Genomic DNA, 24,985 nt, shown 5'->3' with positions numbered 1-24,985 from the left:
TCCGACCACCCGCACCACCGCACCGTCGGCCCGACGCTTGCCCGCTCAGCTGGCCAGCGTCAGTTTGATGGTGCGCAGGCACCAGTCCATCAGCGAGCCGGGCATCAGGCCGAAATACAGCAACGCCAGGCCGTTGAGCGACAGCACGAAGCGCATCGTACCGCTGCCTTGCAGCGCGTTGGTGTCTTCCGGCTTGTCGAAGTACATGAGCTTCACGACACGCAGGTAGTAGAACGCGCCGATCAGCGAAGCGATGACCGCCACGACCGCCAGCCACACCATGCCGGCCTTGACCACCGCCTGCAGCACGGCCAGCTTGGCATAGAAGCCTGCCAGCGGCGGAATGCCCGCGAGCGAGAACATCAGCATCAGCATGACGAACGCAAACCATGGGCTGCGTTGGTTCAGGCCCTTCAGATCCGAGAGGTTCTCGGCTTCGAAGCCCTGACGCGAGAGCAGCAGCACGATACCGAAGGTGCCGAGCGTCGTGAGCAGGTAGATCACACTGTAGAACAGCGACGAACCGTAAGCGTCGGCGATGCCGTCGATCTTGCCGCCGACCACGCCCGCGAGCATGCCGAGCAGCACGAAGCCCATGTGCGAGATCGTCGAGTAAGCCAGCAGACGCTTGACGTTGGTCTGCACGATCGCCGTCAGGTTACCGACCACCAGCGAGAGCACCGACAGGATGATCAGCATCTGTTGCCAGTCGAGCGCCAGCGGCAGCATGCCTTCGACCAGCAAACGCAGCAGCAGCGCGAACGCACCCAGCTTCGGTGCGCCGCCGATGAGCAGCGTGACCGGCGTCGGTGCGCCCTGGTAGACGTCGGGCACCCACATGTGGAACGGTGCGGCGCCCAGCTTGAACGCCAGACCGGCGACGATGAACACCACGCCGAACACCAGCACGATCTTGTTCACCGCGCCGGAGGCGATCACCTCGAAGACCTTGGCCAGTTCGAGCGAACCGGTCGCGCCGTACATCATCGACATGCCGTACAGCAGGAAGCCCGAAGCCAGCGCACCCAGCACGTAGTACTTCATGGCCGACTCGGTCGCGTTCGTCGATTCGCGCCAGACGGCGGCCAGCGCATACAGCGACAGCGACATCAGCTCCAGACCGAGATACAGCGTCAGGAAGTTGTTGCCCGAGATCATCACCGACAGGCCCAGCAGCGAGAACAGGCTGAGGACGTAGAAGTCGCCACGGGCAAGACCGCGCGCTTCGAGATACTTCTGACCGTAGATGAACGTGACGAACGTTGCCAGGCCGCCGAAGGCCTTGAGCAGATTCGACATCGGGTCGGCCACGAACACGTTGCCGAACAGGTAATGCGATGCCGGATCGGCAGCATTGCACGCCCACAGCACGGAGACGACCGCGCTGGTCAGCAACGCCAGCACGTAGTTCAGCTTGCGCGTCTGGCCGAGGAACGCGTCGCACATCATGATCACGAGGATCATGAGCAGCAGGATGGCCTCGGGCAGCGCAGGCAGCAGATTGATGTTTTGCATGATCTAGATTTCCTCCCCGATTACGGCAGCTTGGTCTGCGCCACGTGGGCGAGGAGGTTAACCACTGAGGTGTGCATCAGGTCGGTGAAGGGCTTCGGATAGATACCCATGAACAGCGTCAGCGCAGCCAGCACGGCCAGCATGAAGAACTCGCGCTTGTTGACGTCGACCAGTTCGCGCACGTGATCGTTGGCGATGGCGCCGAAAATCACGCGCTTGTACATCCACAGCGAATACGCGGCACCGGTGATCAGCGAGGTCGCCGCCAGCAGGCCGACCCAGAAGTTCAGCTTCACGGCGCCCAGGATCACCAGGAATTCACCCACGAAGCCCGACGTCGCCGGCAGACCGCTGTTGGCCATCGCGAAGAGCATGAACAGCGCCGCGAACTTCGGCATCGTGTTCACCACACCGCCGTAGTCGGCGATGTTGCGCGAGTGCATGCGGTCATACAGCACACCGATACACAGGAACATGGCGCCCGACACGAAACCGTGCGAGATCATCTGCACCAGCGCACCCTGCATGCCGATTTCGCTGAACATGAAGAAGCCGAGAATCGCAAAACCCATGTGCGCGATCGACGAGTACGCCACCAGCTTCTTCATGTCCGTCTGCACCAGGGCCACCAGGCCGATGTAGACCACGGCGATCAGCGCAAGCGCGATCATGAAGCCCGACAGGTAGTGACTCGCGTCCGGCGCGATCGGCAGCGAAAAACGCAGGAAACCGTACGCGCCAAGCTTGAGCATGATGGCGGCCAGCACGACCGAGCCACCCGTCGGCGCTTCGACGTGGGCGTCGGGCAGCCAGGTGTGCACCGGCCACATCGGCACTTTCACCGCGAAAGCCATGAAGAAGGCCACGAACAGCAGGATCTGCACGTTCATCGGCAGCTTGGCGGCATACCAGTCCGTCAGCGTGAACGAGCCCGTCACGTTGTACAGATAGATCAGCGCGATGAGCATCAGCAGCGAACCGAGCAGCGTGTACAGGAAGAACTTGAAGGCCGCGTACACACGGTTCGGACCGCCCCACACGCCGATGATCAGGTACATCGGGATCAGCGTGGCTTCGAAGAACACGTAGAACAGCAGGCCGTCCTGCGCCGAGAACACGCCGATCATCAGGCCCGACAGGATCAGGAACGCGGCCATGTACTGTGCCACGCGCTCGGTGATCACTTCCCAGCCCGCGATCACCACGATGACCGTGATGAGCGCGGTGAGCACCACCAGCCACAGCGAGATGCCGTCGATGCCAAGGAAGTAGTTGATATGGAAGCGCTCGATCCAGCTCGATTTCTCGACGAACTGGAACGCGGCCGTATCGGCGTTGAAGTTCGAGATCAGCGGCAACGTGACCAGAAAGCTGGCCAGCGAACCGATGAGCGACAGCACACGTGCGCCCCCCGGGTTGCGGTCGTTACCCACCGCGAGGACAACGATCCCCGAAATGATGGGCAGCCAGATGGCCAGACTCAGAAGCGGTAGCGATTGCATTGTTATTGGCTCCCCCTATTACTTGCCGTTCAACGTCACAAACAGCGTCAGGAGCCCGAGCATGCCGATGATCATGGCGAACGCGTAGTGGTAGATGTAACCGGATTGCACGAAGCGGATGACACCGGCGAACCAGCCCACCAGGCGCGCGCTGCCATTGACCACGGCGCCGTCGATGAGACCCTGATCGCCCGCCTTCCACAGGCCGCGACCGATCTTGAGCGCGCCCTTGGCGAAGACCACTTCGTTGATCTTGTCCATGTAGTACTTGTTGTCGAGCAGGTTGTAGATGCCCGAGAACCGGTTCTTCAGCGCTTCCGGAATGTCCGGACGCTTCAGATAGAAGAACGCCGCGAGGAGAATGCCCAGCGCCGACAGCGCGATCGGCAGCGTGCCGAACGAGTGCAGCGCCATCGCCACCCAGCCGTGGAACTCCTGGCCGAGCTCTTCCATCGCCGGGTGATTCTCGCCGATGAAGATCACGTCCTTGAACGCCACGCCCTGCTTGAAGAAGTCGCCGAAGAGCATCGGGGCAATCGCGATGGCACCGATGATGACCGACGGGATGGCCAGCAGAATCAGCGGAATCGTGACGACGGCCGGCGATTCGTGAGGCTTCTGTCCCGGCGCCAGACCATGATGGTGGTCGTGCGAATCCTCTTCTTCCTCGTGGTGCGCGTCGTGATCGAGATGCGCGTGCGCCTGACCGAAACGCTCCTTGCCGTGGAAGACCAGGAAGTACATGCGGAACGAGTAGAACGCCGTGACGAACACACTGGCGACCACGGCGAAGTACGCGAAGCCCGAGCCCGGCAGATGCGAGGCGGCCACCGCTTCGATGATCGAATCCTTCGAGTAGAAGCCCGAGAAGAACGGCGTGCCGATCAGGGCAAGCGAGCCGAGCAGCGACGTGATCCAGGTGATCGGCATGTACTTCCACAGGCCGCCCATGTTGCGCATGTCCTGATCGTGATGCATGCCGATGATGACGGAGCCGGCGCCGAGGAACAGCAGCGCCTTGAAGAACGCGTGCGTCATCAGGTGGAAGATGGCGACCGGGTAGGCAGACACGCCGAGCGCGACCGTCATGTAACCGAGCTGCGAGAGCGTCGAGTAGGCCACGACCCGCTTGATGTCGTTCTGGATCATGCCCAGGAAGCCCATGAACAACGCCGTGATCGCCCCGATGATCGTGATGAACGACAGCGCGGTGTCCGACAGTTCGAACAGCGGCGACATGCGGCTCACCATGAAGATACCGGCGGTCACCATGGTGGCCGCGTGGATCAGTGCCGAGATCGGGGTCGGACCTTCCATCGAGTCGGGCAGCCAGACGTGCAGCGGAAACTGCGCCGACTTACCCATCGCACCGATGAACAGGCAGATGCAGGCCACGGTGATCAGGCGCCAGTCAGTGCCCGGGAACGACAGGGCCGCGACCTCGTTGGCCTTGGCGAACACTTCGCCGTAGTTCAGCGTACCGGTGAAGGCCAGCAGCAGGCCGATGCCGAGCAGGAACCCGAAGTCGCCGACACGGTTGACCAGGAACGCCTTCATGTTGGCGTAGATCGCGGTCGGACGCGTGTACCAGAAGCCGATCAGCAGGTACGAGACCAGGCCCACCGCTTCCCAGCCGAAGAACAGTTGCAGGAAGTTGTTGCTCATCACGAGCATCAACATCGAGAACGTGAACAGCGAGATGTACGAGAAGAAGCGCTGGTAGCCGGGATCTTCGGCCATGTACCCGATGGTGTAGATGTGCACCATCAGCGACACGGAGGTCACCACGCACATCATGGTGACGGTCAGCGTGTCGACGAGGAAGCCGATCTCGAGCTTCAGATCGCCGATGCGGGCCCATTCGTAGACCGTGGCGTTGAAGCTCGCACCGTTCATGACGTCGATGAACGTCATGACCGAGAGGACAAATGCGACCAGCACGCCGAGGATCGTGACCGTGTGGGCGCCCGCGCGTCCGACTTGCTTGCCGAACAGGCCGGCGATCACGGAGCCGACGAGCGGCGCCAGCGGGATCGCGAGCAGCAGGTTGGGATTCAATGTGGATGCCATAACAGCGTTCGCTTTTGTTAACCCTTGAGGCGGTCGAGATCTTCGACGTTGACCGTTTCGAGCTTACGGAACAGGGTGACCAGAATGGCCAGACCGATCGCGGCTTCCGCGGCGGCCACCGTAAGAATGAAGAACACGAATACCTGGCCGGCAATGTCGCCCAGGTAATGCGAGAACGCGACGAAGTTCAGATTGACCGCGAGCAACATCAGCTCGATGGCCATGAGCAGCACAATCACATTTCTGCGGTTGAGGAAGATACCGGTAATGCTGATCGCGAAAAGAATCGCACCCAGCACCAGGTAGTGCGCTAGCGACAACGACATCATCCTGTCTCCTTATTCCGCCGCCGGCGTGTCGGCGCCGGTGGACTGCTGCCGGGCTTCGGCGGGCATCGACACCAGACGCACACGGTCGCGCGCCTTCACGCGCACCTGCTGGCTCGGGTCGGTCTGTTTGTGATCCTTGCGGCTACGCATCGTGAGCGCAACGGCTGCCACGACGGCCACCAGCAGGATCAGACCTGCCACTTCGAAGGCAAAGATATAGTCGGTGTACAGCGCAATGCCCAGTGCCTTCGTGTTCGCCACGTCCGGCGCCGAGACCGCCTTGACCGGCGCACGCGTGGCACCGTAACCGCGCATGAGCACCAGCGCCGCTTCCACGATCATGATCGCGCCGACGGCGCTCGCCAGCGGAATGAACTTGCCGAAGCCGCGTCGCAGTTCGTCGAGGTTGATGTCGATCATCATCACCACGAACAGGAACAGCACCATCACCGCGCCGACATACACGAGCACCAGCATGATCGCCAGGAACTCGGCCTCGAGCAGCATCCAGATCGCCGCGGCGTTGAAGAAGGCCAGCACCAAGAAGAGCGCCGACTGCACGGGGTTGCGCGAGGTCACGACCTTCAGGCCCGAGACCACGAGGATCAGCGCAAACACGTAGAAAAGAAAGGTTGTGAATTCCATAATCACCGGGTGTCGCGAGAATTAGCCAACGTCAATTTGCCGTACCGGGGCGCGCCATCGAGACGCCGCGCCCTGCCCTGCTTAACGGTACGGCGCATCGGCCGCCTTGGCCGCCGCGATTTCGTTTTCGTAACGATCGCCCACCGCGAGCAACATCTCCTTGGTGAAGTACAGATCGCCGCGCTTCTCGCCGTGATACTCGAGAATGTGGGTCTCGACGATCGAGTCCACCGGGCAGCTCTCTTCACAGAAGCCGCAGAAAATGCATTTCGTCAGATCGATGTCGTAACGCGTGGTACGGCGCGTGCCGTCGTCGCGCACATCCGACTCGATCGTGATGGCCATTGCCGGGCACACCGCCTCGCAAAGCTTGCACGCGATGCAGCGTTCCTCACCGTTCGGATAGCGGCGCAGCGCATGCAGGCCGCGGAAGCGCGGCGACAGCGGCGTCTTCTCTTCCGGGAACTGCACCGTCACCTTGCGTGCGAACGTGTAGCGCCCCGTGAGCGCCATGCCCTTGAGCAGTTCCAACAACAGGAAACTGCCGAAAAAGTCCTTCATTGCCCTTACCATGGGATTCCTCTACTCCGTTCGCCTCAGCCCCAGATGTTCCAGGGAGACATGATCCAGACACCCACCACGATCACCCAGACGATCGTCAGCGGCAGGAACACCTTCCAGCCCAGACGCATGATCTGGTCGTAGCGGTAGCGCGGGAACGTCGCACGCACCCAGATGAATACCGACAGCAGCAGGAACACCTTGAACGCGAGCCAGAACACGCCCGGGATGAACGACAGGAAGCCGAACGGCGCACTCCAGCCACCCAGGAACAGCACCGAGGCCAACGCCGAGATGATGATCATGTTGATGTACTCGGCCAGGAAGAAGAGCGCGAAGCCCATGCCCGAGTATTCGATCATGTGACCGGCCACGATTTCCGATTCGCCTTCCACCACGTCGAACGGGTGACGGTTCGTTTCCGCAATGCCCGAGACGAAGTAGATGACGAACATCGGCAGCAGCGGCAGCCAGTTCCACGACAGCAGGTTCAGGCCCATGCCCGCGAACATGCCGTGCTCCTGCGAGCGTACGATGTCCGACAGGTTCAGCGAGCCGGCCGTCATCAGCACCGTGACCAGCGCAAAACCCATGGCGATTTCATACGAAATCATCTGCGCCGATGCACGCATGGCGCCAAGGAACGCGTATTTCGAGTTCGACGCCCAGCCGGCGAGAATCACACCGTACACTCCGATCGACGAAATCGCGATGGCGTATAACAAGCCGGCGTTCACGTCGGCCAGCACCGCGCCAGGCTGGAACGGAATCACCGCCCAGATGGCAAACGCGGGCAGCACGGCCATCACCGGCGCAATGGCATAAATACCTTTGCTGACCTGCGTCGGCGTAATGACTTCCTTGAGCAGCAGCTTCAACACGTCGGCAATCGGCTGGAGCAACCCGCCCGGGCCCACGCGGTTCGGACCGAGACGCACGTGCATCCAGCCAATGAGCTTGCGCTCCCACAGAATGAGATACGCCACGCACAGCAGCAGGATCACGGCCACGACGAGGATGCGGACCAGCGCCCACACCGTCGGCCAGGCCACGCCCAGCAACTGCGTGCCGTATTGATTGATGACTTCGTTCAGGCTCATTTACGCCTTCTCCACCGAAATTTCACCGAACATCGCGCCAAGCGCGGCAGACGCCGGCGTGGCTGCCGGTACGCGTACCACGTTGGCAGGCAGCGATTCCGAGCGCGCGGCCGGCAACGTGACCACGGCGTCGCCCTGACGCACGCGCACGGCGTCGCCGGCGGCCAGGCCGAGGCTGTCGAACAGCGCGGCCGGCAGCGTGGCGCGCAACGCGGCCTTGGCGTCGTTGGTCAGTTGCAGCGACGGGGCACGGCGCACCAGGGCGTCGGCCGAGTAGATCGGCACATCGGCCAGGCGCTCCAGGCCCTGACTCGCCGCCTTCGGCGCGACCAGCGCGGCCTTGGCGCGGTTGTCGAGCGCCGCTGCCGAGAAGCCGGCGAGCGCTTCGTCACGCACCTGCTCGGCGGTGTCCTGCTCGAAGCCTTGCAGCTTGAGGAGGTTGCCCAGCACGCGCAGCACCTTCCAGCCCGGGCGCGTTTCGCCCAGCGCGCGCACCACTCCGTTGAAGTGTTGCGGCAGGCCTTCGGCGTTGATGAACGTGCCAGCCGTCTCGGTGAACGGTGCGATCGGCAGCAGCACGTCGGCGTACTCGAGACCGTGCTTGAACGGCGAGAGCGAAACGACCATCTTCGCGGCGTTGAGCGCGGCGAGGGCCTGCTTCGCGTCGGCCGAGTCGTATTCCGGCTCGGCGTTGAGCAGCAGGTAAGCCTGACGCGGTTGTGCGAACAGTGCCGCCGCGCCGTTGGCATTCGTGGCCTTCACGACGTGACCGCCCACCGTGTTCGCGCCTTCCGTCAGGAACCCCAGCGATGCGCCCGTGATGTCGGCGATCACCTGTGCGATGGCGTGCAGTTGTGCGAATTGCGGGTGCTGCACCACGGCGTTACCGAGCAGGATCGCGCGGCGCTCGCCATTGATCAGCGATGCGGCGATGGCCTTGGCGGCATCGCTGGCGCTCACCCCGGCCAGCTCCGCCGGTGCGGCCACGCCCTTGGCGGCGGCAGCCGCGACGGCAATGCCGGCGAGCTCGCTCACCCAGGCGCTCGGCGCCGCGATGATCTTGTTGGCCAGCTTCACGAGCAGGTCGTCGTCCGCCGCGTGCAGGACATTGAGCTGACCGCCGGCCTTGACAGCCGAGCGCAGTCGCGACGCGAACAACGGGTGATCCTTGCGCAGGAACGAACCCACGACCAGCGCACTTTGCAGCTTGTCGAGCTCGGCGATCGGCAGACCGAGCCACGGCGCGCCTTGCGTGCCGCCCGAGACGTCCGTTTGACGCAGACGGAAATCGACGTTCTCGCTGCCCAATGCGCGCACGAACTTTTGCAGCAGATGAAGTTCCTCGACGGTGGCGTGCGGCGACGCCAGCGCGGCAACGGCGTCGGCGCCGTGGTCGCGGATGATGTCGGTGAGGCCATGGCCGACATATTCGAGCGCCGTCTGCCAGTCGACTTCATGCCACTCGCCGCCTTGCTTGAGCATCGGCCGGGTCAGGCGGTCATCGCTGTTCAGACCTTCGTACGAGAAACGATCCTTGTCCGAGATCCAGCATTCGTTGACCGCTTCGTTCTCGAGCGGGACCACGCGCATGACCTTGTTGTTCTTCACCTGCACCACGAGGTTCGCACCAACGCCATCGTGCGGGCTCACGGACTTGCGGCGCGAGAGTTCCCAGGTGCGGGCGCTGTAGCGGAACGGCTTCGAGGTGAGCGCACCGACCGGGCACAGATCGATCATGTTGCCCGACAGCTCGGAGTCGACCGTCTTGCCGACGAACGACGTGATTTCCGAGTGCTCGCCGCGCCCCAGCATGCCGAATTCCATGACGCCGGCCACTTCCTGGCCGAAACGCACGCAGCGGGTACAGTGGATGCAACGCGACATCTCTTCCATCGAGATCAGCGGGCCCACGTTCTTGTGGAACACCACACGCTTTTCTTCCTGGTAACGCGATGCCGACTTGCCGTAACCCACGGCCAGATCCTGCAACTGGCACTCACCGCCCTGATCGCAGATCGGGCAGTCGAGCGGGTGGTTGATCAGCAGGAACTCCATGACCGATTGCTGTGCCTTCACAGCCTTCTCGGAGTTCGTACGCACGATCATGCCGTTGGCCACCGGCGTGGCGCAGGCCGGCACGGCCTTCGGGGCCTTCTCGACCTCGACCAGGCACATGCGGCAGTTCGCCGCGATGGAGAGCTTCTTGTGGTAACAGAAGTGGGGAATGTAGGTGCCGTTCTTCTTGGCAGCCTGGATCACCATGCTGCCTTCGGGCACCTCGACCTTTTGGCCGTCAATTTCGATTTCAACCATAGCGGTTCAATGCCAAGCGTCAAAAGGGATTAGTGAGTGCCGACCAAGCAATGCTTGTGCTCGACGTGGTAGGCGAACTCGTCCCAGAAGTGTTTGAGCATGCCGCGCACCGGCATCGCCGCGGCGTCGCCCAGCGCGCAAATGGTACGGCCCATGATGTTCTCGGCCACCGAGTTGAGCAGGTCCAGATCTTCCTTGCGGCCTTCGCCGTGCTCGATACGGTTGACCACGCGCCACAGCCAGCCGGTGCCTTCGCGGCACGGCGTGCATTGACCGCACGATTCCTCGTAGTAGAAATACGACAGACGCAGCAGCGAGTTCACCATGCAGCGCGTCTCGTCCATCACGATCACGGCGCCCGAACCCAGCATCGAACCTGCCTTCGCGATACTGTCGTAATCCATCGTCGTTTCCATCATCAGCCCGGCTGGCACGACCGGCGCCGACGACCCCCCCGGAATCACGGCCTTGAGCTTCCTGCCACCGCGCATGCCGCCCGCGAGTTCGAGCAGTTCGGGGAACGGCGTGCCCAGCGGCACCTCATAGTTGCCCGGCAGCTCGACGTCACCCGACACCGAGAAGATCTTGGTGCCGCCGTTGTTCGGCTTGCCCATTTCCAGATATTGCTGCGGACCGGTAGCCAGCAGGAACGGAACGGCAGCGAATGTCTCGGTGTTGTTGATGGTCGTGGGCTTGCCGTACAGACCGAAGCTCGCCGGGAAAGGCGGCTTGAAACGCGGCTGGCCCTTCTTGCCTTCGAGCGATTCGAGCAGTGCGGTCTCTTCGCCGCAGATGTACGCCCCGTAACCATGGTGGGCGTGCAACTGGAACGAGAAGTCGGTACCGAGGATGTTGTCCCCCAGATAGCCGGCTGCGCGTGCTTCCTCGAGCGCCTCTTCGAAGCGTTCGTACACTTCGTAGATTTCGCCGTGGATGTAGTTGTAACCGACGGTGATGCCCATGGCGTAACCGCCGATGGCCATGCCCTCGATCAGCGCGTGCGGGTTGTAGCGCAGAATGTCGCGATCCTTGAACGTGCCCGGCTCGCCTTCGTCCGAGTTGCAGACGAGGTACTTCTGGCCCGGGAACGCTCGCGGCATGAAGCTCCACTTCAGACCGGTCGGGAAGCCGGCACCACCACGACCCCGCAGGCCCGACGCCTTGACGTCCGCGATGACCTGCTCCGGCGTGATGCCCTCCTTCAGGATCCGTGCGAGCTGCTGGTATCCACCGCGCTTGACGTAATCTTCGAGATGCCAGTTCTCACCATTCAGATCGGCGAGGATCAGCGGTTTGATGTGACGATTGTGCAGCGACGTCATGCTTTCTCTCCGGCAGCGGCCTTGGCCTTGAGCTCATCGAGGAGCGCGTCGACCTTCTCTTCGTTCATGAAGCCGCACATGCGATGGTTGTTCACCAGCATGACGGGCGCATCGCCGCAAGCGCCCATGCACTCGCCTTCCTTGACCGTGAAGAGACCGTCGGGCGTGATGTCGTTGTAGTCGACACCCAGCTTTTCCTTCAGATAGTCGGCCATCTCCTTGCCGCGCGTGAGCTGGCAAGGCAGGTTCGTGCACACGGTCAACTTGAACTTGCCCACCGGGCTCGTGTTGAACATGGTGTAGAAGGTTGCCACCTCTTGCACCGCGACTGCGGGCATCTCGAGGTAGTCCGCCACGAACTGCATGACTTCGGGCGACAACCAGCCTTTCTCGACCTGCGCTACGGCAAGGGCGTGCATCACTGCCGACTGTTTTTGGTCGGCAGGGTATTTGGCAACGGCACGGTCGATTTTCTTCAGGGCTTCGGGAGAAAGCATTTCCGATCCGACGGTTCTCTAAAACGTTATCCCCGCTCGTGCCAGTGCGGGCAAGTCGATGTCTCGACCGCCCGCAACTCACAGGCACGGCAACTGGAACGGCAATGGTATCGACCTGCGAAACCCTGCCGAATTAAAACCTGCGGGCGCCCGGGGCGCCCGCTGCGCGTTTAGCGATCGATCTCGCCGAACACGATGTCCTGCGTACCGATGATTGCCACCGCATCGGCAATCATGTGTCCCTTCGCCATCTCGTCGAGCGCCGAGAGGTGGGCAAAGCCCGGCGCGCGAATCTTCAGGCGGTACGGCTTGTTTGCTCCGTCCGACACCAGATAGATGCCGAACTCGCCCTTCGGGTGCTCGACGGCGGCATACGTTTCGCCGGCGGGCACATGGAAGCCTTCGGTGAAGAGCTTGAAGTGGTGGATCAGCTCTTCCATGTTCGACTTCATTTCCACCCGCGACGGCGGCGCCACCTTGTGGTTGTCGGTGATCACCGGCCCCGGATTCGCACGCAGCCACTTCACGCATTGGCGAATGAGGCTGGCCGACTGACGCATCTCCTCGACGCGCACCAGATAGCGGTCGTAGCAGTCGCCTTCCTTACCCACCGGGATATCGAACTCGAGGCGGTCGTACACTTCGTACGGTTGCTTCTTGCGCAGATCCCAGGCAATGCCCGAACCGCGCAGCATCGCACCGGAGAAACCCAGTTGCATGGCACGCTCGGGCGACACCACGCCGATACCCACCAGTCGCTGCTTCCAGATACGGTTGTCAGTGAGCAACGTTTCGTACTCGTCGACACACTTCGGGAAACGTGTGGCGAAATCTTCGATGAAATCGAGCAGCGAACCCTCGCGAGCCTCGTTCATCTTCTTGATGGCGCGCTCGTTGTGGAACTTCGAGGCACGATATTTCGGCATCGAATCCGGCAGATCGCGATACACGCCACCCGGACGGTAGTAAGCCGCGTGCATACGCGCACCCGAGACCGCTTCATACACGTCGAACAGATCTTCGCGCTCACGGAAGGCGTAGAGGAACACTGCCATCGCGCCCACGTCGAGTGCATGCGAGCCGATCCACATCAGGTGGTTCAGCACGCGCGTGATTTCGTCGAACATGACGCGGATGTATTGTGCGCGAATTGGCACGTCCACGCCGAGCAGCTTTTCGATCGCCATCACATAAGCGTGCTCGTTGCACATCATCGACACATAATCGAGACGATCCATGTACGGCACGGACTGCAGGAACGTCTTCGATTCGGCGAGCTTTTCGGTCGCGCGGTGCAACAGGCCGATGTGCGGATCGGCACGCTGGATCACTTCGCCGTCCAACTCGAGCACCAGGCGCAGCACACCGTGCGCTGCCGGGTGCTGCGGACCGAAGTTCAGGGTGTAATTCTTGATGTCTGCCACAAGGCCACCTTAATGTTTCAGACCGGCGTAATGCGTTTCGCGAATGATGCGCGGCGTGATTTCGCGCGGCTCGATCGTCACCGGCTGGTAGATCACTCGCTTCTGCTCCGGGTCGTAACGCATCTCGACATAACCCGAGGTCGGGAAGTCCTTGCGGAACGGGTGACCGATGAAGCCGTAATCCGTGAGAATGCGGCGCAGATCCGGGTGTCCTTCGAACACGATCCCGACCAGATCGAAGGCCTCGCGCTCGAACCAGTTGGCCGAACTCCAGACGTCGATAACCGATGCCACGACCGGCAGATCGTCTTCCGGCGCAAACACACGAACGCGCAGGCGCCAGTTGTGGGTGAGCGACAGCAGATGAGAGACGGCGGCGTAGCGCGGGCCGTCGTAGGCGCCGTCGCCGTAGGCCGAATAGTCCAGGCCGGCAACGTCCATCAGTTGCTCGAACTTGAGCTCCGGATGATCGCGCAGCGTGCGCGCGACGTCGAGATAATCACTCGCCTTGACGGTCAGCGTGAGCTCGTCGAGGGCTTCCACCAACTGCTCGGCGCGAGCGCCAAGCACGTTTTGCAGGGTGGTCTTGAGTTGTTGTAGTTTAGACATGGGCGGTAGCGGTTATTTACGCGCGATCGTCGCAGTCCGCTTGATCTTCGACTGCAACTGGATGATGCCGTAGACCAGCGCCTCGGCCGTCGGCGGACAGCCCGGCACGTAGACGTCGACCGGCACGATGCGATCGCAACCGCGCACCACCGAATAGGAATAGTGATAGTAGCCGCCGCCGTTCGCGCACGATCCCATCGAGATCACCCAGCGCGGCTCCGCCATCTGGTCGTACACCTTGCGCAGCGCGGGCGCCATCTTGTTGCACAGCGTGCCGGCCACGATCATCACGTCCGACTGACGCGGGCTCGGGCGGAACACCACGCCGAATCGGTCCAGATCGTAGCGCGCCGCGCCGGCGTGCATCATTTCAACGGCACAGCAGGCCAGACCGAACGTCATCGGCCACAGCGAACCCGTGCGCGTCCAGTTGATGAGTTTGTCAGCCGTGGTGGTGACGAACCCTTCGCGCAAAACCCCTTCGATGCTCATATGCTTACCCTGAATCCTTCTGCAATGCAGCCAGTGACCTTGGCGGCCTTATTCCCAGTCGAGCGCACCGCGCTTCCACAGGAAAACGAAACCGACGAGCAGCTCAAGCAGGAAACCCATCATGGAGATAAAGCCCACCCAGCCGATATCGCGCAGGGCGACGCCCCACGGAAACAGGAATGCCGTTTCGAGATCGAACAGGATGAAAAGGATGGCGACGAGATAGTAGCGCACATCGAACTTCATGCGCGCGTCTTCGAAAGCCTCGAAGCCGCACTCGTACGGAGAGAGTTTTTCGCTGTCGGGTTTGTTGGGGCCGAGGAATTTACCGACCCCAATCAGTACCGCCCCAAGACCGCCACCTACCAGAAGAAACAGCAGGACGGGATAATAGGTTCCGAGGTTCAACTCTACCCTCTTTCGGTTAGTTCAAAGAACCGCTCTCGTCGATGGCGTGGGGACCGGAAAGCGGATGAACGGTGAGCACAAAATAAAATGCCAGCCAAAGCATGATCGCAAGGCTGGCATCGGAGAACTGTGGTGCCGACGGCGAGACTCGAACTCGCACAGCTTTCGCCACTACCCCCTCAAGATAGCGTGTCTACCAATTTCACCACGTCGGCATTCAAATTCTGCAATCCGCTGTCACTTACGAATCGCTTCAAGACCGCTATATTAGCGCCCTTCAGCATTTTGTTCAATGCACAAATCGAATTTTTTTCTACTTTCTTTACAGCTTATTACTTGTCAAAAACGCGCCGAAAATCACTTCGGCACGTCTTGCGGATTCACCGCCGAGGCCGGGGCCGGAACACTCGCCGCAGCAGGCGCCGAAGCCGAGGCCGGCGACGTCGCCGCCGGCAAATTGCCAAGGACACCGATATTTGCCGCCGGCTTGTAGGAGCCGAGATACGTCAACCCCAGCGTCGTCACGAAGAACACGGCCGCCAGAACCGCCGTGGTGCGCGACAGGAAGTTGGCAGAGCCCGACGCCCCAAAGAGACTGCCCGACGAACCGCTGCCGAATGCAGCCCCCATGTCGGCGCCCTTGCCATGCTGCAACAACACCAGACCGATGATGCCCAGCGCGGAAAGCACCTGCACCACGATCAACAACGTTTTCAACAACCCCATCTCATCACCCGTGTAGAAGAACCCGATTTGCAGTGCATTTTGTTGCACCGCGTCATGACTATTTCGCGCCGTTACTTTGAACGGCGACGACCTCAGCGCGACAGGGCTGCCTCGCAGATCGCCAGAAAATCGACTGCCTTCAACGCCGCGCCGCCGATCAGACCACCATCGACGTCAGCCATCGAAAACAGCTCGGCCGCGTTGTCCGGCTTCACACTGCCACCGTACAACACCGCCACATCCGATACCGCCTCCCCCTTCGCGCGAAGCAGCGAACGCAGGTGAGCGTGCACCTCCTGTGCCTGGGCCGACGTCGCCGTCTTGCCCGTGCCGATCGCCCAGACCGGCTCATAGGCCACCACGATCTGCACGGCTTGCTCCGGGGAGAGGGATGCGAGCACCGCGTCGAGCTGACGCGTGACCACGGCCTTCGTCTCACCGGCCTCACGTTCGGCCAGCGTCTCGCCCACACACACGATCGGCGTCATGCCGGCGTCGAGCACACGAGCCACCTTGGCGGCCACGCTCGCATCGGTTTCGCCGTGATACAGGCGTCGCTCCGAGTGACCAACGATCACGAAGCGTGCCCCGAACTCGGCGATCATCGTCGCGGCGACCTCGCCAGTGAAGGCACCGCTCACGTGAGCGGACACATCCTGCGCGCCGAAACCCAGCACTTGCCCGGACAGACGTACCTGGCACTGCGCGAGATAGGGGAACGGCACGCACACGGCCGCGCTCACCCCCGGCGCACTCAGCACCGGCGAGGCCAGCAGGTCGCCCAGCAATGCCTCGTTGCCGGCCAGGCTGCCGTGCAGTTTCCAATTGCCCACGACGAGCTTGCCAGCCTTGCGGCTAATGGTGCGAGCCGAAGCTGCGGTACCAGTTGTCACGCCTTATCCCCCAATGCGTATGGACGAAAAACCTCTCATTCTAGTGCGTCTGGGGCGTGGGGGTCAATTTCGCCGGTTTTCGAACGCAAGAATCCGCGTGATTCCGGGCTTTCGCGCGGATTCTCCTCGCCAACCGACGAGGACATGCTCACCAGGTCAGAACGATCTTGCCGACGTGCGTGCTCGTTTCCATCAATGCATGGGCCTTGTCCGCCTGCTCGGCAGGGAACGTCTGATAAATCACCGGACGGATCTTGCCCGCAGCGAACAGCGGCCAAACCTTTTCGTGGAGCTGCTTCGCGATCGCGGCCTTGAAGGCCACGGAGCGCGGACGCAACGTCGAGCCGGTCACCGTCAGCCGGCGGCGCAGCAACGCCCCCATATCCAGCGTGGCCTTGCTTCCGCCAAGCAGCGCGATGATGGCGATGCGACCATCGAATGCGAGCGCCTGAACTTCGCGCGGCAGATAGTCGCCCCCCACCATGTCGAGCACCACGTCCACGCCGCGATCCTGGGTGAGCGCCTTGGTCACCGCGACGAAATCCTCCGTCTTGTAATTGATGCCGCGCTCGGCGCCGAGGGCCTCGCAGGCACGCGCCTTGTCGTCCGAGCCCGCAGTCGCGAACACGCGATGACCGAGCGCCACGCCGAGCTGGATCGCGGTCACGCCGATGCCGCTCGTGCCGCCCTGCACGAGCAGCGTTTCCTTCTCGCCGGATTCGGTTTCGCCGAGATGGGCGCGATCGAACACATTGCTCCACACCGTAAAGAACGTCTCAGGCAGCGACGCCGCCTCCACGTCCGAGAGCCCGTCGGGCACCGGCAGCACCTGTGCGAGCGGTGCGGAACAGTACTCGGCGTAACCGCCGCCCTGCACGAGAGCGCACACGCGCGAACCGATCTTCAGGCCCCAACGGTTGTCCGCACCGTCGAGCGCGCCCTCCACGATCTCGCCGGCCACTTCGAGCCCCGGCAGATCCGACGCCCCCGGCGGCACCGGATACTGACCGATGCGCTGCAGCACATCCGGACGGTTCACGCCCGACGCGCTGACCTTGATGAGCACTTCGCCCGCCTTCAGTTCGGGGCGCGGCCGCTCGGTGAGCTTGAGCACTTCCGGTGCACCGTACTGACTGATCTCAATGGCCTTCATCGTGTCTGTCCTCGTTCCGTTGTCTGGTTGACGATGGTTGCGCGCCCCGCCCCGCAGCGGCGGCCTGCGCCGGCGACACCGCACCCTCGTCCGTGAAAATGATGTCGAGCCGGTACCTTATCACCGACTGGGTCGTTGCGTTGCCCGCCAGCGCGGTCAACCCGAAGGATCGCGATTTTTCAGGAATATTCGAGACGTCGGCCTCAGACGATTCCGAGGCATGACACGGAATGACGCGGATCGACGTGCGCGCTGCATGCGATCGGCTCGATCTCATGCAGCGCGCCGGGTTGGCCCCGGACGGGGCGAGTCTGTCGCGCGCGGCCACCGGACGCCACCGAGCGTACTCAGCCCGCGCCTTCCGCCCCCTCGTCGATCAGTCCATGCCGAATGGCGTAGTCGATCAGCTCTGCGGCGTCGTCGAGCGCAAGCTTGTGCAGGATATGTGCGACGTGCAAGGTGATTGCCCGCTCACTGGCATGCAGCGCATGAGCGACCTCATTGACGGCCAGGCCATCGACCAGCATGTGAAACACTTCGTTTTCGCGAACCGACAGGCGCCGATGCCTTGGCTCGTCGTCGCCCAAATCGGTGCTTTGCCGCGTGTGCGCGCCCCGATGCGATGCCCGCGGTGGATCACGGCGCGCCCCTGGGTCGCGCCACCCTGCGTCGGAAGCCGCCCGCGTTGCTGCCCGGCTTCGTCCGCCTTCGAGTTTCATGCCCGCCTCCATTTTTGAACACTGACTCACCCGAACCGTGCGCCGCGACGCGCAGCTCACGAACGGCGTCGACCATTGTGCGACAAGGAATGCGTGCCCGTAACTTCGGGGAAGCTGATCGCAACAGCGCGCCCGATTGTCTGCGTCTAACAGGCGCGCCTCGGCGTGCTACCTACCGGCGCAACGCCCGGCAATGCATCGACCGCGATGCGTGCCCCCTCCGGTGAGCGCTCGCTCACCGGCTCACCCGGCTCACCCGGCGCGCATGGAAGCGTCGCCCGAGCGCTCGGTGCCGGCGGCACCATCAACGCTCCCGGCCAGCACGAAAAGACCGCGCCCGCCATGCTTGGCGTCGTACAACGCCCGGTCGGCCGCCTCGAACAGCATGTCGGGCGTCCTGTCCTCGCCGCTCGCCACCATCGCCACGCCCACGCATGCGCCGACGGTCACTTCCCCCACCGAGAGCGCCATCGGTCGCGACGCGGCATCGAGAATCGACAACGCCGTGCGCTCGACATCGCCCTCATCGAGAACGTCGCGCATGATCACGGCAAACTCGTCGCCGCCGAAGCGGGCGAGGACGTCGCCCTCTCGCACACTCGCCACGAGCCGCTTGGCCAGACGCCGCAACAACTCGTCGCCCAGCGCGTGCCCCCAGGTGTCGTTGACGAGCTTGAAGCGGTCGAGGTCGACGAACAGCAGTGCCTGGGCGCCCGCGCCTTCGCGCGCGCGGCGAACGGCGGCGGCGAGCGCCTGGTCGAAGCCCTTGCGATTGAGCAGCCCGGTCAGGTGGTCGGTGTGCGATTCGCGTCGCCAGCGCCGCTCGTTGGTGCGCTCGACGGTGATGTCCCGCACGAACAGGTGTACGCCGGCGAGCACATTTTGCGTCGCCCACTCCGGCTGATAGCTCACTTCGAAGCAACGGTAGGCGGCGCCTTCGCCGAAGTCCCATGTGAACGTGGCCGCGTCGCCCGCAAACGCCCGCGCGAGATGCGGCGCGAATTCGCGGTACAACGAGACGCCAAGCAATTCGCGCGCGGTCGCCCCCAGGATCTGATCACGCCGGCGACGCAGACGCGTCTCGCACGCGCGGTTGACGAACGCGAATCGCTCGTCGCCGTCGAGATACGCCACGAGGTACGGCACACGGTCGGCGATTTCCTGCATGCGACGCACGCTCGCGCGTGCTGCCTCGCGCGACACTTCGAGCGCCTCGGTGCGCTCGCCCAGTCGCTCCATCATGTCGCGAAACGCATTGGCCAGCGCGCCGATCTCGTCGGCACGCTGCACCGGCAATGACTGCGCCGCCCGCATGTCGCCCGCACTGCGAGCCACCAGACCACGGAGCTGGTCGAGCGGGCGCAGCAGGCACCGCGCCACGCACCACATCACCAAGGCCGTCATTGCGATCGCCGCGATCGCCAGCAAGATGACACGGCGACGCACGCGTGCCAGGGGATCGAAGGCTTCCGCGCCGGGCAGCACGGCCACGACCGTCCAGCCGGTCGTGGCCATCGGTGCGCGCGCGACCAGCGGATGCATATGCAGCAATGCGTTCGATCCGACGTCGCGCACGCCGCACAAGGTCTGCGCCGACCCCACGGGCGAGAGGATCTTGGTGACGTCGGCCTGGATCACATAGCGCGGCGGACTGTCGTTGGAGATGAGGCAATACCGCCCTGTCTGGCCGACCGCGTTACTGGCCAGATCGACAATGAAGTTCTGCCGCAGCAAGTTGACTGCGCCGCCGATGACGCCGATCAGTTTCCCCTGCTTGTCGGTGACGGGCACAGCCAGCACGATGCCGGGCGAGTTGGTGATCTTGCCGGCGATCACGTTCGACGCCGCCTGCGGCGCACCCGCAAGCAATTGCCGGAAATAATCGCGGTCCGCAATGTTGATGGTGGTGGCCGCGAAGGTCGAATCGAAGCGCATGCGTCCGTCCGGGTCGGCCACGAAGAGCGTGTTGAACGTCTCGGGCATCGACACGGACATGTTGGCGAACGCTTCGAACTGAGCCGGCGTCAACGCGCGAGGATCGCCGAGATTCCTCGCCATGCGGTGCAGGGCGAGGAATTTTGCGCGCATCTTGTCGTCGAGCTGATCGGCCACGAGCCTGACCTGCGTGTCGAGCTGAGCCTGCAGCGAGTTTCGCAATTCACCATAGACGAAAAACTCGATGCCCACGGCCACGCCGACGATCAATACCATGGAGACGAGCGCGGTCATGGCCGCAACCCGCCCCTTCAACGACTTCACCATGCTGGCCCGTACGAGAGTAGCTTTATGCTGCTTTTGGTTTTTGGTTGTTTTTTGCGAGAGCTTACCACCCGAAACGGCACATTTTGGGGAAACTTGAGCAAATTCGACATTCGCGCGTCACCCCTTGCGCGACACCGGAAAGCGACATCGGAGGGCCCGCGATACCGGCGCTTGCCGAACCCGTCGTAAAATTGCGCATCCAACGCGCCACGAGGGCGACGGGCGGGACACCTGCCCCATGCGGCAAACGCACTGCCGCACCGCCCGCCGCTTCGTGACCCGACTCGCCCGACCCGATGGAATTCATGACGAGCACCCAAGCCCAAGACACCCCAGCCGCTCCGGAAACGATGAAGCCGACGCCTCCGATGACGCCGATGATGCAGCAGTACACGCGCATCAAGGCCGAGCATCCGAACATGCTCGTCTTCTATCGCATGGGCGACTTCTACGAGCTTTTTCACGACGACGCCGCGAAGGCCGCACGCCTGCTCGATCTCACGCTCACCGCGCGCGGCCAGTCCGGCGGACAACCGATCCGCATGGCCGGCGTGCCGCATCACGCGGTGGAGCAGTACCTCGGCAAGCTGGTCAAGCTGGGCGAGTCGGTGGCCATCTGCGAGCAGATCGGCGACCCGGCCACCTCGAAGGGGCCGGTGGAGCGCAAGGTTGTACGCATCGTCACGCCGGGCACGCTGACCGACGCCGCACTGCTCAGCGACAAGGTCGATCAGTACCTGCTCGCCGTTCAGATCCCGGCCGCACGTCGCGCGAGCGAGCGCGTTGCCGGTCTCGCCTGGCTGTCGCTGGCGAGCGGTGAATTGCGATTGATGGAAATCGCCGCGGACAAGCTTCCGCGCGAGCTGGAACGCATTCGTCCGGCCGAGACGCTCGTGCCCGACAGCGCCCTCGAGACGTTCGAGGGCTTCCCCCTTGGCACGACCACGCGCGTGCCCGACTGGCACTTCGACACAGCCGCCGGCACCCAGCGCCTGCGCGATCAACTGGGCGTGGCGAGCCTCACCGCATTCGGCTGCGATGGCCTGAATCCGGCGCTCGGCGCGGCCGGCGCCCTGCTCCAGTACGCAGCCGCCACGCAAGGGCAGTCGCTGCGCCATGTGCAAAGTCTGAACGTGGAGCGGGAAGCGGCCTATATTGGCCTGGACGCCGCCACACGACGCAATCTGGAACTCACGGAGACGCTGCGCGGCACGGAATCTCCGACGTTGCTCTCGCTGCTCGATACCTGCGGCACCACCATGGGCAGCCGTCTGCTGCGCCATTGGCTGCACCATCCGATGCGCGATCAGCAGGTGCCGCAGTCACGTCAACTGGCCATCGCCACATTGCTCGAAGGCCCGGGTGCGTGGCGTGCATTGAACAGCGAACTGCGCAACGTGGCCGACGTCGAGCGCATCACGGCGCGCCTGGCCCTGCTCACGGCGCGCCCGCGCGACCTGTCCAGCCTGCGCGACGCCCTGCGCCGCCTGCCTGAGCTGCATACGACGTTGCGCGCCGTGGAAGCCCGCTCGCCGTTGCTGGCCATGCTGCACGAGGACCTCGCGATCCCCGACGCCGCCCTTGCCCTGCTCACCAGCGCCATCGCCGAAGAGCCCGCCGCGATGCTGCGCGACGGCGGCGTCATCGCCCGCGGCCACGACGCAGACCTCGACGAGCTGCGCGACATTTCGGAGAATTGCGGCCAGTTCCTCGTCGACCTGGAGACACGAGAACGGGCGCGCACCGGCATCAACAATCTGCGCGTGGAGTTCAACAAGGTTCACGGTTTCTACATCGAGGTCACCCGCGGGCAGACGGACAAGGTGCCCGACGACTATCGCCGCCGCCAGACGCTCAAGAATGCCGAGCGCTACATCACGCCCGAGCTCAAGGCGTTCGAGGACAAGGCGCTGTCCGCGCAGGAGCGCTCGCTCGCGCGCGAAAAGATGCTTTACGACGCGCTGCTTCAGGATCTGCTGCCGCACATCACCGAGTTCAAGCGCATTGCCCAGGCGTTGGCGCAACTCGATGTCCTCGCCGCACTCGCGGAACGCGCCGAGACGCTCGGCTGGGTCAAACCCGAGCTGGTGGAGGACCGTGTCGTCGACATTCGCCAGGGACGTCACCCGGTGGTCGAGCAACAGGTCGAGCGGTTCATCGCCAACGATTGCTCGCTGGGCGATGCCCGTCGGCTGTTGTTGATCACCGGCCCGAACATGGGCGGCAAATCGACGTTCATGCGTCAGACCGCGCTCATCGCCCTGCTCGCCTACGTCGGTTGCTACGTGCCGGCCGAAGCCGTGCGCCTGGGTCCGCTCGATGCGATCTTCACGCGCATCGGCGCCTCGGACGATCTGGCGGGCGGGCGCTCCACTTTCATGGTGGAAATGACCGAATCGGCCGCGATTCTGCATACGGCGACCGAGCACAGCCTGGTGCTGATGGACGAGATCGGGCGCGGCACGTCGACTTTCGACGGGCTCGCGCTCGCCTGGGCGATTGCACGCCATCTGCTGGGCCACAATCGATGCTACACGTTGTTCGCCACGCACTACTTCGAACTCACGCAGTTGCCTGACGAATTCCCGCAATGCGCGAACGTTCATCTGTCGGCAGTGGAGCACGGCGAGGGCATCGTGTTCCTGCATGCCGTGCAGGATGGGCCGGCGAGCCAAAGCTACGGCCTGCAGGTCGCGCAGCTTGCCGGCGTGCCGATGCCGGTGATTCGCGCGGCGCGCAAGCACCTCGCGCTGCTCGAGCAGCAGGCGCTGGATCCGGCGGCACCGCAGCTCGATCTGTTCGCGCCGCGCGCGACGCTCGACGACGATCGGCGCGCGGACGATGCCGCCGGGTCGCAAGACACCGCGCTCGCCCACGGCTCGGGACGCGCAGCGCTGGACCCAGCCGCCGAAGCGACGCTGGCCCGCCTGGCGCAAATCGATCCCGACGATCTGCGTCCGCGCGAAGCGCTCGACCTGCTGTATGAACTGCGAGGCCTGATGGACGGCCTCGCGAACGGCTGACGCCTCGTGTCGACCGTGCATCGCGCGCCCGCTGCCAGCTTGCCGCCTGTCGGCCGGCGGGCCGCGCGCGTCGTTTGCTCGGCGGTGTTCGCGCTCGCCTGGGTCACCATGCTCGCCTTGCCGTCACTGGCGTGGGCCGCGAAGGCACGCGAGCCCGCGAAGGCTGCCACCAGGGCGTCGGTCAAAGGCCCCGCCAAGCCGCCGCCGTTCGAATTTGCCGTGCTGGGCAACACTCCCTTCGGCAATGCGGAAGTGCCCGTGTTGCGAAGCGTGCTGGCCAGCATCGGCGACAGCGCGGCAGCGTTTGTCGTGCACACGGGCAACCTGAAGGGACCGACGGAGTCGTGTCGCGACGATCTCATCACGCAGCGCCTCGGTCTGCTCGCCAGCTCCCCCAAACCGCTGATCTATGTACCGGGCGCCAACGACTGGGCGGACTGTCAGCGCCCCGGGGACGGAGGCTACAACCCGGTGGAGCGTCTCGACTTCCTGCGCGACCATGCATTCGACGACGACGCCCTGCTGGGACCCGGCCCAGTCGGCTACGCGCAGTTCGACCTCACGCGCCAGAGCGACATGGCACGCTTTCGCCAGTACCACGAGAACGTGCGATGGTTCTATCGCGACGTGGTGTTCGTCGGACTGAATCTTCCCGGCAACAACAATAACTACCGATCCGCCGGAGGACGCAACGGCGAGTACGAGGACCGCGTGATCGCCACGCGCGTGTGGTTGCAGCACGCCCTCGTTTATGCGAAGCAAAAGGAAGCACGGGGCATCGTCGTCATCGCGGCGGCGGATCCGCAGTTCGAGCCGGCGAGCAGCGGCGGGCTTCGCGGCATCTTTTCCGACCGCGCCGGGCGGCGCGGCGTGGACGGGTACAAGGACTTCCGCATCCAGTTGCAACGACTCGCGGCGCGATTCAAGGGGCCGATCCTGCTCATCGATGGCGGCAGGACGATGCACCACGCACAGCCGCTGCGCGACGCGCACGGCGCGCCAGTGAAGACCTTCACGCAGTTGAGCACTTTCGGATCGCCGACGACGAACCGTTGGGTGCGGGTGCGCGTCGATCCTCGCACACCCCAGTTGTTTCGCTTCGAGAGCGAACGGTTACCGCCGAACAGCAATGCGGCGCCAGGTAATGCGCGAAATGGGGCGGCGCCCGTGCCCGCCATCACGCCCAATCCGGAGCCGGAGAAATCGCAGTCCGCACCGACAGCGCCGTTCGCCCCCTCTGACGGCGTGTCAGGGACCGCGCCGACCGCTGTGCCCTATTCCTCGCTCTACCCCACGCCGGGGGCTTCCGCGACCCACGTGAACGGCATGAGCTCGGACCCGAACCAGGGCGTCATGCCGATCGGCCCGTCGCTCATTCGCGAAGGCGCCACGCGCGGCGCGACGCACCGCAACTGACAATCG

General features: G+C 63.5%; 21 protein-coding genes and 1 tRNA gene. 2 read left to right on the top strand and 20 right to left on the bottom strand.

Translation table 11 applies throughout. The features are described 5' to 3' along the window. Positions 1 to 45: 45 nt before the first annotated feature. The 20 genes from nuoN to PMO31116_RS12670 form a co-directional block, all read right to left on the bottom strand. Complete coding sequence (gene nuoN / locus PMO31116_RS12765; RefSeq protein WP_150567034.1) at positions 46 to 1,515, bottom strand: NADH-quinone oxidoreductase subunit NuoN; 1,470 nt, start codon at positions 1,513 to 1,515, stop codon at positions 46 to 48. Between the two features lie 20 nt (positions 1,516 to 1,535). Further along, complete coding sequence (locus PMO31116_RS12760; protein ID WP_150567033.1) at positions 1,536 to 3,017, bottom strand: NADH-quinone oxidoreductase subunit M; 1,482 nt, start codon at positions 3,015 to 3,017, stop codon at positions 1,536 to 1,538. 18 nt (positions 3,018 to 3,035) lie between these two features. Further along, positions 3,036 to 5,087, bottom strand: a complete 2,052-nt coding sequence (gene nuoL / locus PMO31116_RS12755; protein ID WP_150567032.1) for an NADH-quinone oxidoreductase subunit L — start codon at positions 5,085 to 5,087, stop codon at positions 3,036 to 3,038. A gap of 17 nt (positions 5,088 to 5,104) precedes the next feature. Then, the gene (gene nuoK / locus PMO31116_RS12750) at positions 5,105 to 5,416 is read right to left on the bottom strand and encodes an NADH-quinone oxidoreductase subunit NuoK (RefSeq protein ID WP_023596640.1); all 312 of its coding nucleotides are present in this window, start codon (positions 5,414 to 5,416) and stop codon (positions 5,105 to 5,107) included. Positions 5,417 to 5,425: 9 nt separating this feature from the next. Then, positions 5,426 to 6,061, bottom strand: coding sequence for an NADH-quinone oxidoreductase subunit J (locus PMO31116_RS12745; RefSeq protein ID WP_023596641.1), 636 nt, complete (start codon positions 6,059 to 6,061; stop codon positions 5,426 to 5,428). Positions 6,062 to 6,142: 81 nt separating this feature from the next. Beyond that, positions 6,143 to 6,634, bottom strand: a complete 492-nt coding sequence (gene nuoI, locus PMO31116_RS12740; RefSeq protein ID WP_024788717.1) for an NADH-quinone oxidoreductase subunit NuoI — start codon at positions 6,632 to 6,634, stop codon at positions 6,143 to 6,145. 23 nt (positions 6,635 to 6,657) lie between these two features. Next, positions 6,658 to 7,722, bottom strand: a complete 1,065-nt coding sequence (gene nuoH / locus PMO31116_RS12735) for an NADH-quinone oxidoreductase subunit NuoH (protein ID WP_023596643.1) — start codon at positions 7,720 to 7,722, stop codon at positions 6,658 to 6,660. Next, complete coding sequence (gene nuoG, locus PMO31116_RS12730; protein WP_150567031.1) at positions 7,723 to 10,035, bottom strand: NADH-quinone oxidoreductase subunit NuoG; 2,313 nt, start codon at positions 10,033 to 10,035, stop codon at positions 7,723 to 7,725. Between the two features lie 29 nt (positions 10,036 to 10,064). Continuing rightward, on the bottom strand, positions 10,065 to 11,357 hold the full coding sequence (gene nuoF / locus PMO31116_RS12725) for an NADH-quinone oxidoreductase subunit NuoF (protein WP_150567030.1): 1,293 nt from the start codon (positions 11,355 to 11,357) through the stop codon (positions 10,065 to 10,067). Continuing rightward, complete coding sequence (gene nuoE, locus PMO31116_RS12720; protein WP_023596646.1) at positions 11,354 to 11,854, bottom strand: NADH-quinone oxidoreductase subunit NuoE; 501 nt, start codon at positions 11,852 to 11,854, stop codon at positions 11,354 to 11,356. The genes nuoF and nuoE overlap by 4 nt, the downstream gene beginning before the upstream one ends. Before the next feature lie 170 nt (positions 11,855 to 12,024). Then, the gene (locus PMO31116_RS12715; protein WP_023596647.1) at positions 12,025 to 13,278 is read right to left on the bottom strand and encodes an NADH-quinone oxidoreductase subunit D; all 1,254 of its coding nucleotides are present in this window, start codon (positions 13,276 to 13,278) and stop codon (positions 12,025 to 12,027) included. Between the two features lie 9 nt (positions 13,279 to 13,287). Beyond that, positions 13,288 to 13,887 (bottom strand): NADH-quinone oxidoreductase subunit C, encoded by a 600-nt coding sequence (locus PMO31116_RS12710; RefSeq protein WP_150567029.1) that lies wholly within the window; start codon positions 13,885 to 13,887, stop codon positions 13,288 to 13,290. Positions 13,888 to 13,899: 12 nt separating this feature from the next. Then, positions 13,900 to 14,379, bottom strand: a complete 480-nt coding sequence (locus PMO31116_RS12705; protein ID WP_010807413.1) for a NuoB/complex I 20 kDa subunit family protein — start codon at positions 14,377 to 14,379, stop codon at positions 13,900 to 13,902. Positions 14,380 to 14,427: 48 nt separating this feature from the next. After that, positions 14,428 to 14,787: an NADH-quinone oxidoreductase subunit A gene (locus PMO31116_RS12700; RefSeq protein WP_010807414.1), complete on the bottom strand. Its 360-nt coding sequence runs from the start codon at positions 14,785 to 14,787 to the stop codon at positions 14,428 to 14,430. 130 nt (positions 14,788 to 14,917) lie between these two features. Beyond that, positions 14,918 to 15,002 (bottom strand) — tRNA-Leu (locus tag PMO31116_RS12695). Between the two features lie 142 nt (positions 15,003 to 15,144). Then, the gene (gene secG / locus PMO31116_RS12690; protein ID WP_150567028.1) at positions 15,145 to 15,513 is read right to left on the bottom strand and encodes a preprotein translocase subunit SecG; all 369 of its coding nucleotides are present in this window, start codon (positions 15,511 to 15,513) and stop codon (positions 15,145 to 15,147) included. A 92-nt stretch (positions 15,514 to 15,605) separates the two neighbouring features. After that, positions 15,606 to 16,373 (bottom strand): triose-phosphate isomerase, encoded by a 768-nt coding sequence (gene tpiA / locus PMO31116_RS12685; protein ID WP_150567082.1) that lies wholly within the window; start codon positions 16,371 to 16,373, stop codon positions 15,606 to 15,608. Positions 16,374 to 16,554: 181 nt separating this feature from the next. Further along, positions 16,555 to 17,559, bottom strand: a complete 1,005-nt coding sequence (locus PMO31116_RS12680) for an NAD(P)H-quinone oxidoreductase (protein ID WP_150567027.1) — start codon at positions 17,557 to 17,559, stop codon at positions 16,555 to 16,557. A 347-nt stretch (positions 17,560 to 17,906) separates the two neighbouring features. Next, positions 17,907 to 18,278: a response regulator transcription factor gene (locus PMO31116_RS24285; RefSeq protein WP_281350157.1), complete on the bottom strand. Its 372-nt coding sequence runs from the start codon at positions 18,276 to 18,278 to the stop codon at positions 17,907 to 17,909. 252 nt (positions 18,279 to 18,530) lie between these two features. Then, entirely contained in the window at positions 18,531 to 20,540 is a 2,010-nt protein-coding gene (locus PMO31116_RS12670) for a sensor domain-containing diguanylate cyclase (protein WP_150567025.1), read from the bottom strand. A 350-nt stretch (positions 20,541 to 20,890) separates the two neighbouring features. Between PMO31116_RS12670 and mutS the strand changes: the two genes are divergently transcribed. Together mutS and PMO31116_RS12660 are read left to right on the top strand one after the other, a co-directional pair. Beyond that, entirely contained in the window at positions 20,891 to 23,563 is a 2,673-nt protein-coding gene (gene mutS, locus PMO31116_RS12665) for a DNA mismatch repair protein MutS (protein WP_150567081.1), read from the top strand. 6 nt (positions 23,564 to 23,569) lie between these two features. Then, positions 23,570 to 24,979 carry a hypothetical protein gene (locus tag PMO31116_RS12660; protein ID WP_150567024.1) on the top strand — a complete coding sequence of 470 codons (1,410 nt, stop codon included), beginning with the start codon at positions 23,570 to 23,572 and terminating at the stop codon, positions 24,977 to 24,979. The last annotated feature ends 6 nt before the right edge of the window (positions 24,980 to 24,985 follow it).

It is taken from the genome of Pandoraea morbifera (assembly GCF_902459575.1).
Lineage (GTDB): Bacteria > Pseudomonadota > Gammaproteobacteria > Burkholderiales > Burkholderiaceae > Pandoraea > Pandoraea morbifera.
This window is presented reverse-complemented; position numbering and strand designations above follow the sequence as displayed.

Bases quoted from the DNA above. Each gene is read 5' to 3' on its own strand.
- PMO31116_RS24285 (WP_281350157.1), bottom strand. From the start codon at position 18,278: ATGAAACTCGAAGGCGGACGAAGCCGGGCAGCAACGCGGGCGGCTTCC.
- PMO31116_RS12670 (WP_150567025.1), bottom strand. From the start codon at position 20,540: ATGGTGAAGTCGTTGAAGGGGCGGGTTGCGGCCATGACCGCGCTCGTC.
- PMO31116_RS12745 (WP_023596641.1), bottom strand. From the start codon at position 6,061: ATGGAATTCACAACCTTTCTTTTCTACGTGTTTGCGCTGATCCTCGTG.
- PMO31116_RS12705 (WP_010807413.1), bottom strand. From the start codon at position 14,379: ATGAGCATCGAAGGGGTTTTGCGCGAAGGGTTCGTCACCACCACGGCT.
- nuoG (WP_150567031.1), bottom strand. From the start codon at position 10,035: ATGGTTGAAATCGAAATTGACGGCCAAAAGGTCGAGGTGCCCGAAGGC.
- nuoH (WP_023596643.1), bottom strand. From the start codon at position 7,722: ATGAGCCTGAACGAAGTCATCAATCAATACGGCACGCAGTTGCTGGGC.
- nuoN (WP_150567034.1), bottom strand. From the start codon at position 1,515: ATGCAAAACATCAATCTGCTGCCTGCGCTGCCCGAGGCCATCCTGCTG.
- nuoI (WP_024788717.1), bottom strand. From the start codon at position 6,634: ATGGTAAGGGCAATGAAGGACTTTTTCGGCAGTTTCCTGTTGTTGGAA.
- nuoL (WP_150567032.1), bottom strand. From the start codon at position 5,087: ATGGCATCCACATTGAATCCCAACCTGCTGCTCGCGATCCCGCTGGCG.
- PMO31116_RS12760 (WP_150567033.1), bottom strand. From the start codon at position 3,017: ATGCAATCGCTACCGCTTCTGAGTCTGGCCATCTGGCTGCCCATCATT.
- nuoK (WP_023596640.1), bottom strand. From the start codon at position 5,416: ATGATGTCGTTGTCGCTAGCGCACTACCTGGTGCTGGGTGCGATTCTT.
- nuoE (WP_023596646.1), bottom strand. From the start codon at position 11,854: ATGCTTTCTCCCGAAGCCCTGAAGAAAATCGACCGTGCCGTTGCCAAA.
- mutS (WP_150567081.1), top strand. From the start codon at position 20,891: ATGAAGCCGACGCCTCCGATGACGCCGATGATGCAGCAGTACACGCGC.
- PMO31116_RS12680 (WP_150567027.1), bottom strand. From the start codon at position 17,559: ATGAAGGCCATTGAGATCAGTCAGTACGGTGCACCGGAAGTGCTCAAG.
- PMO31116_RS12710 (WP_150567029.1), bottom strand. From the start codon at position 13,887: ATGTCTAAACTACAACAACTCAAGACCACCCTGCAAAACGTGCTTGGC.
- secG (WP_150567028.1), bottom strand. From the start codon at position 15,513: ATGGGGTTGTTGAAAACGTTGTTGATCGTGGTGCAGGTGCTTTCCGCG.
- nuoF (WP_150567030.1), bottom strand. From the start codon at position 11,357: ATGACGTCGCTGCACAATCGTCACATCAAACCGCTGATCCTCGCCGAT.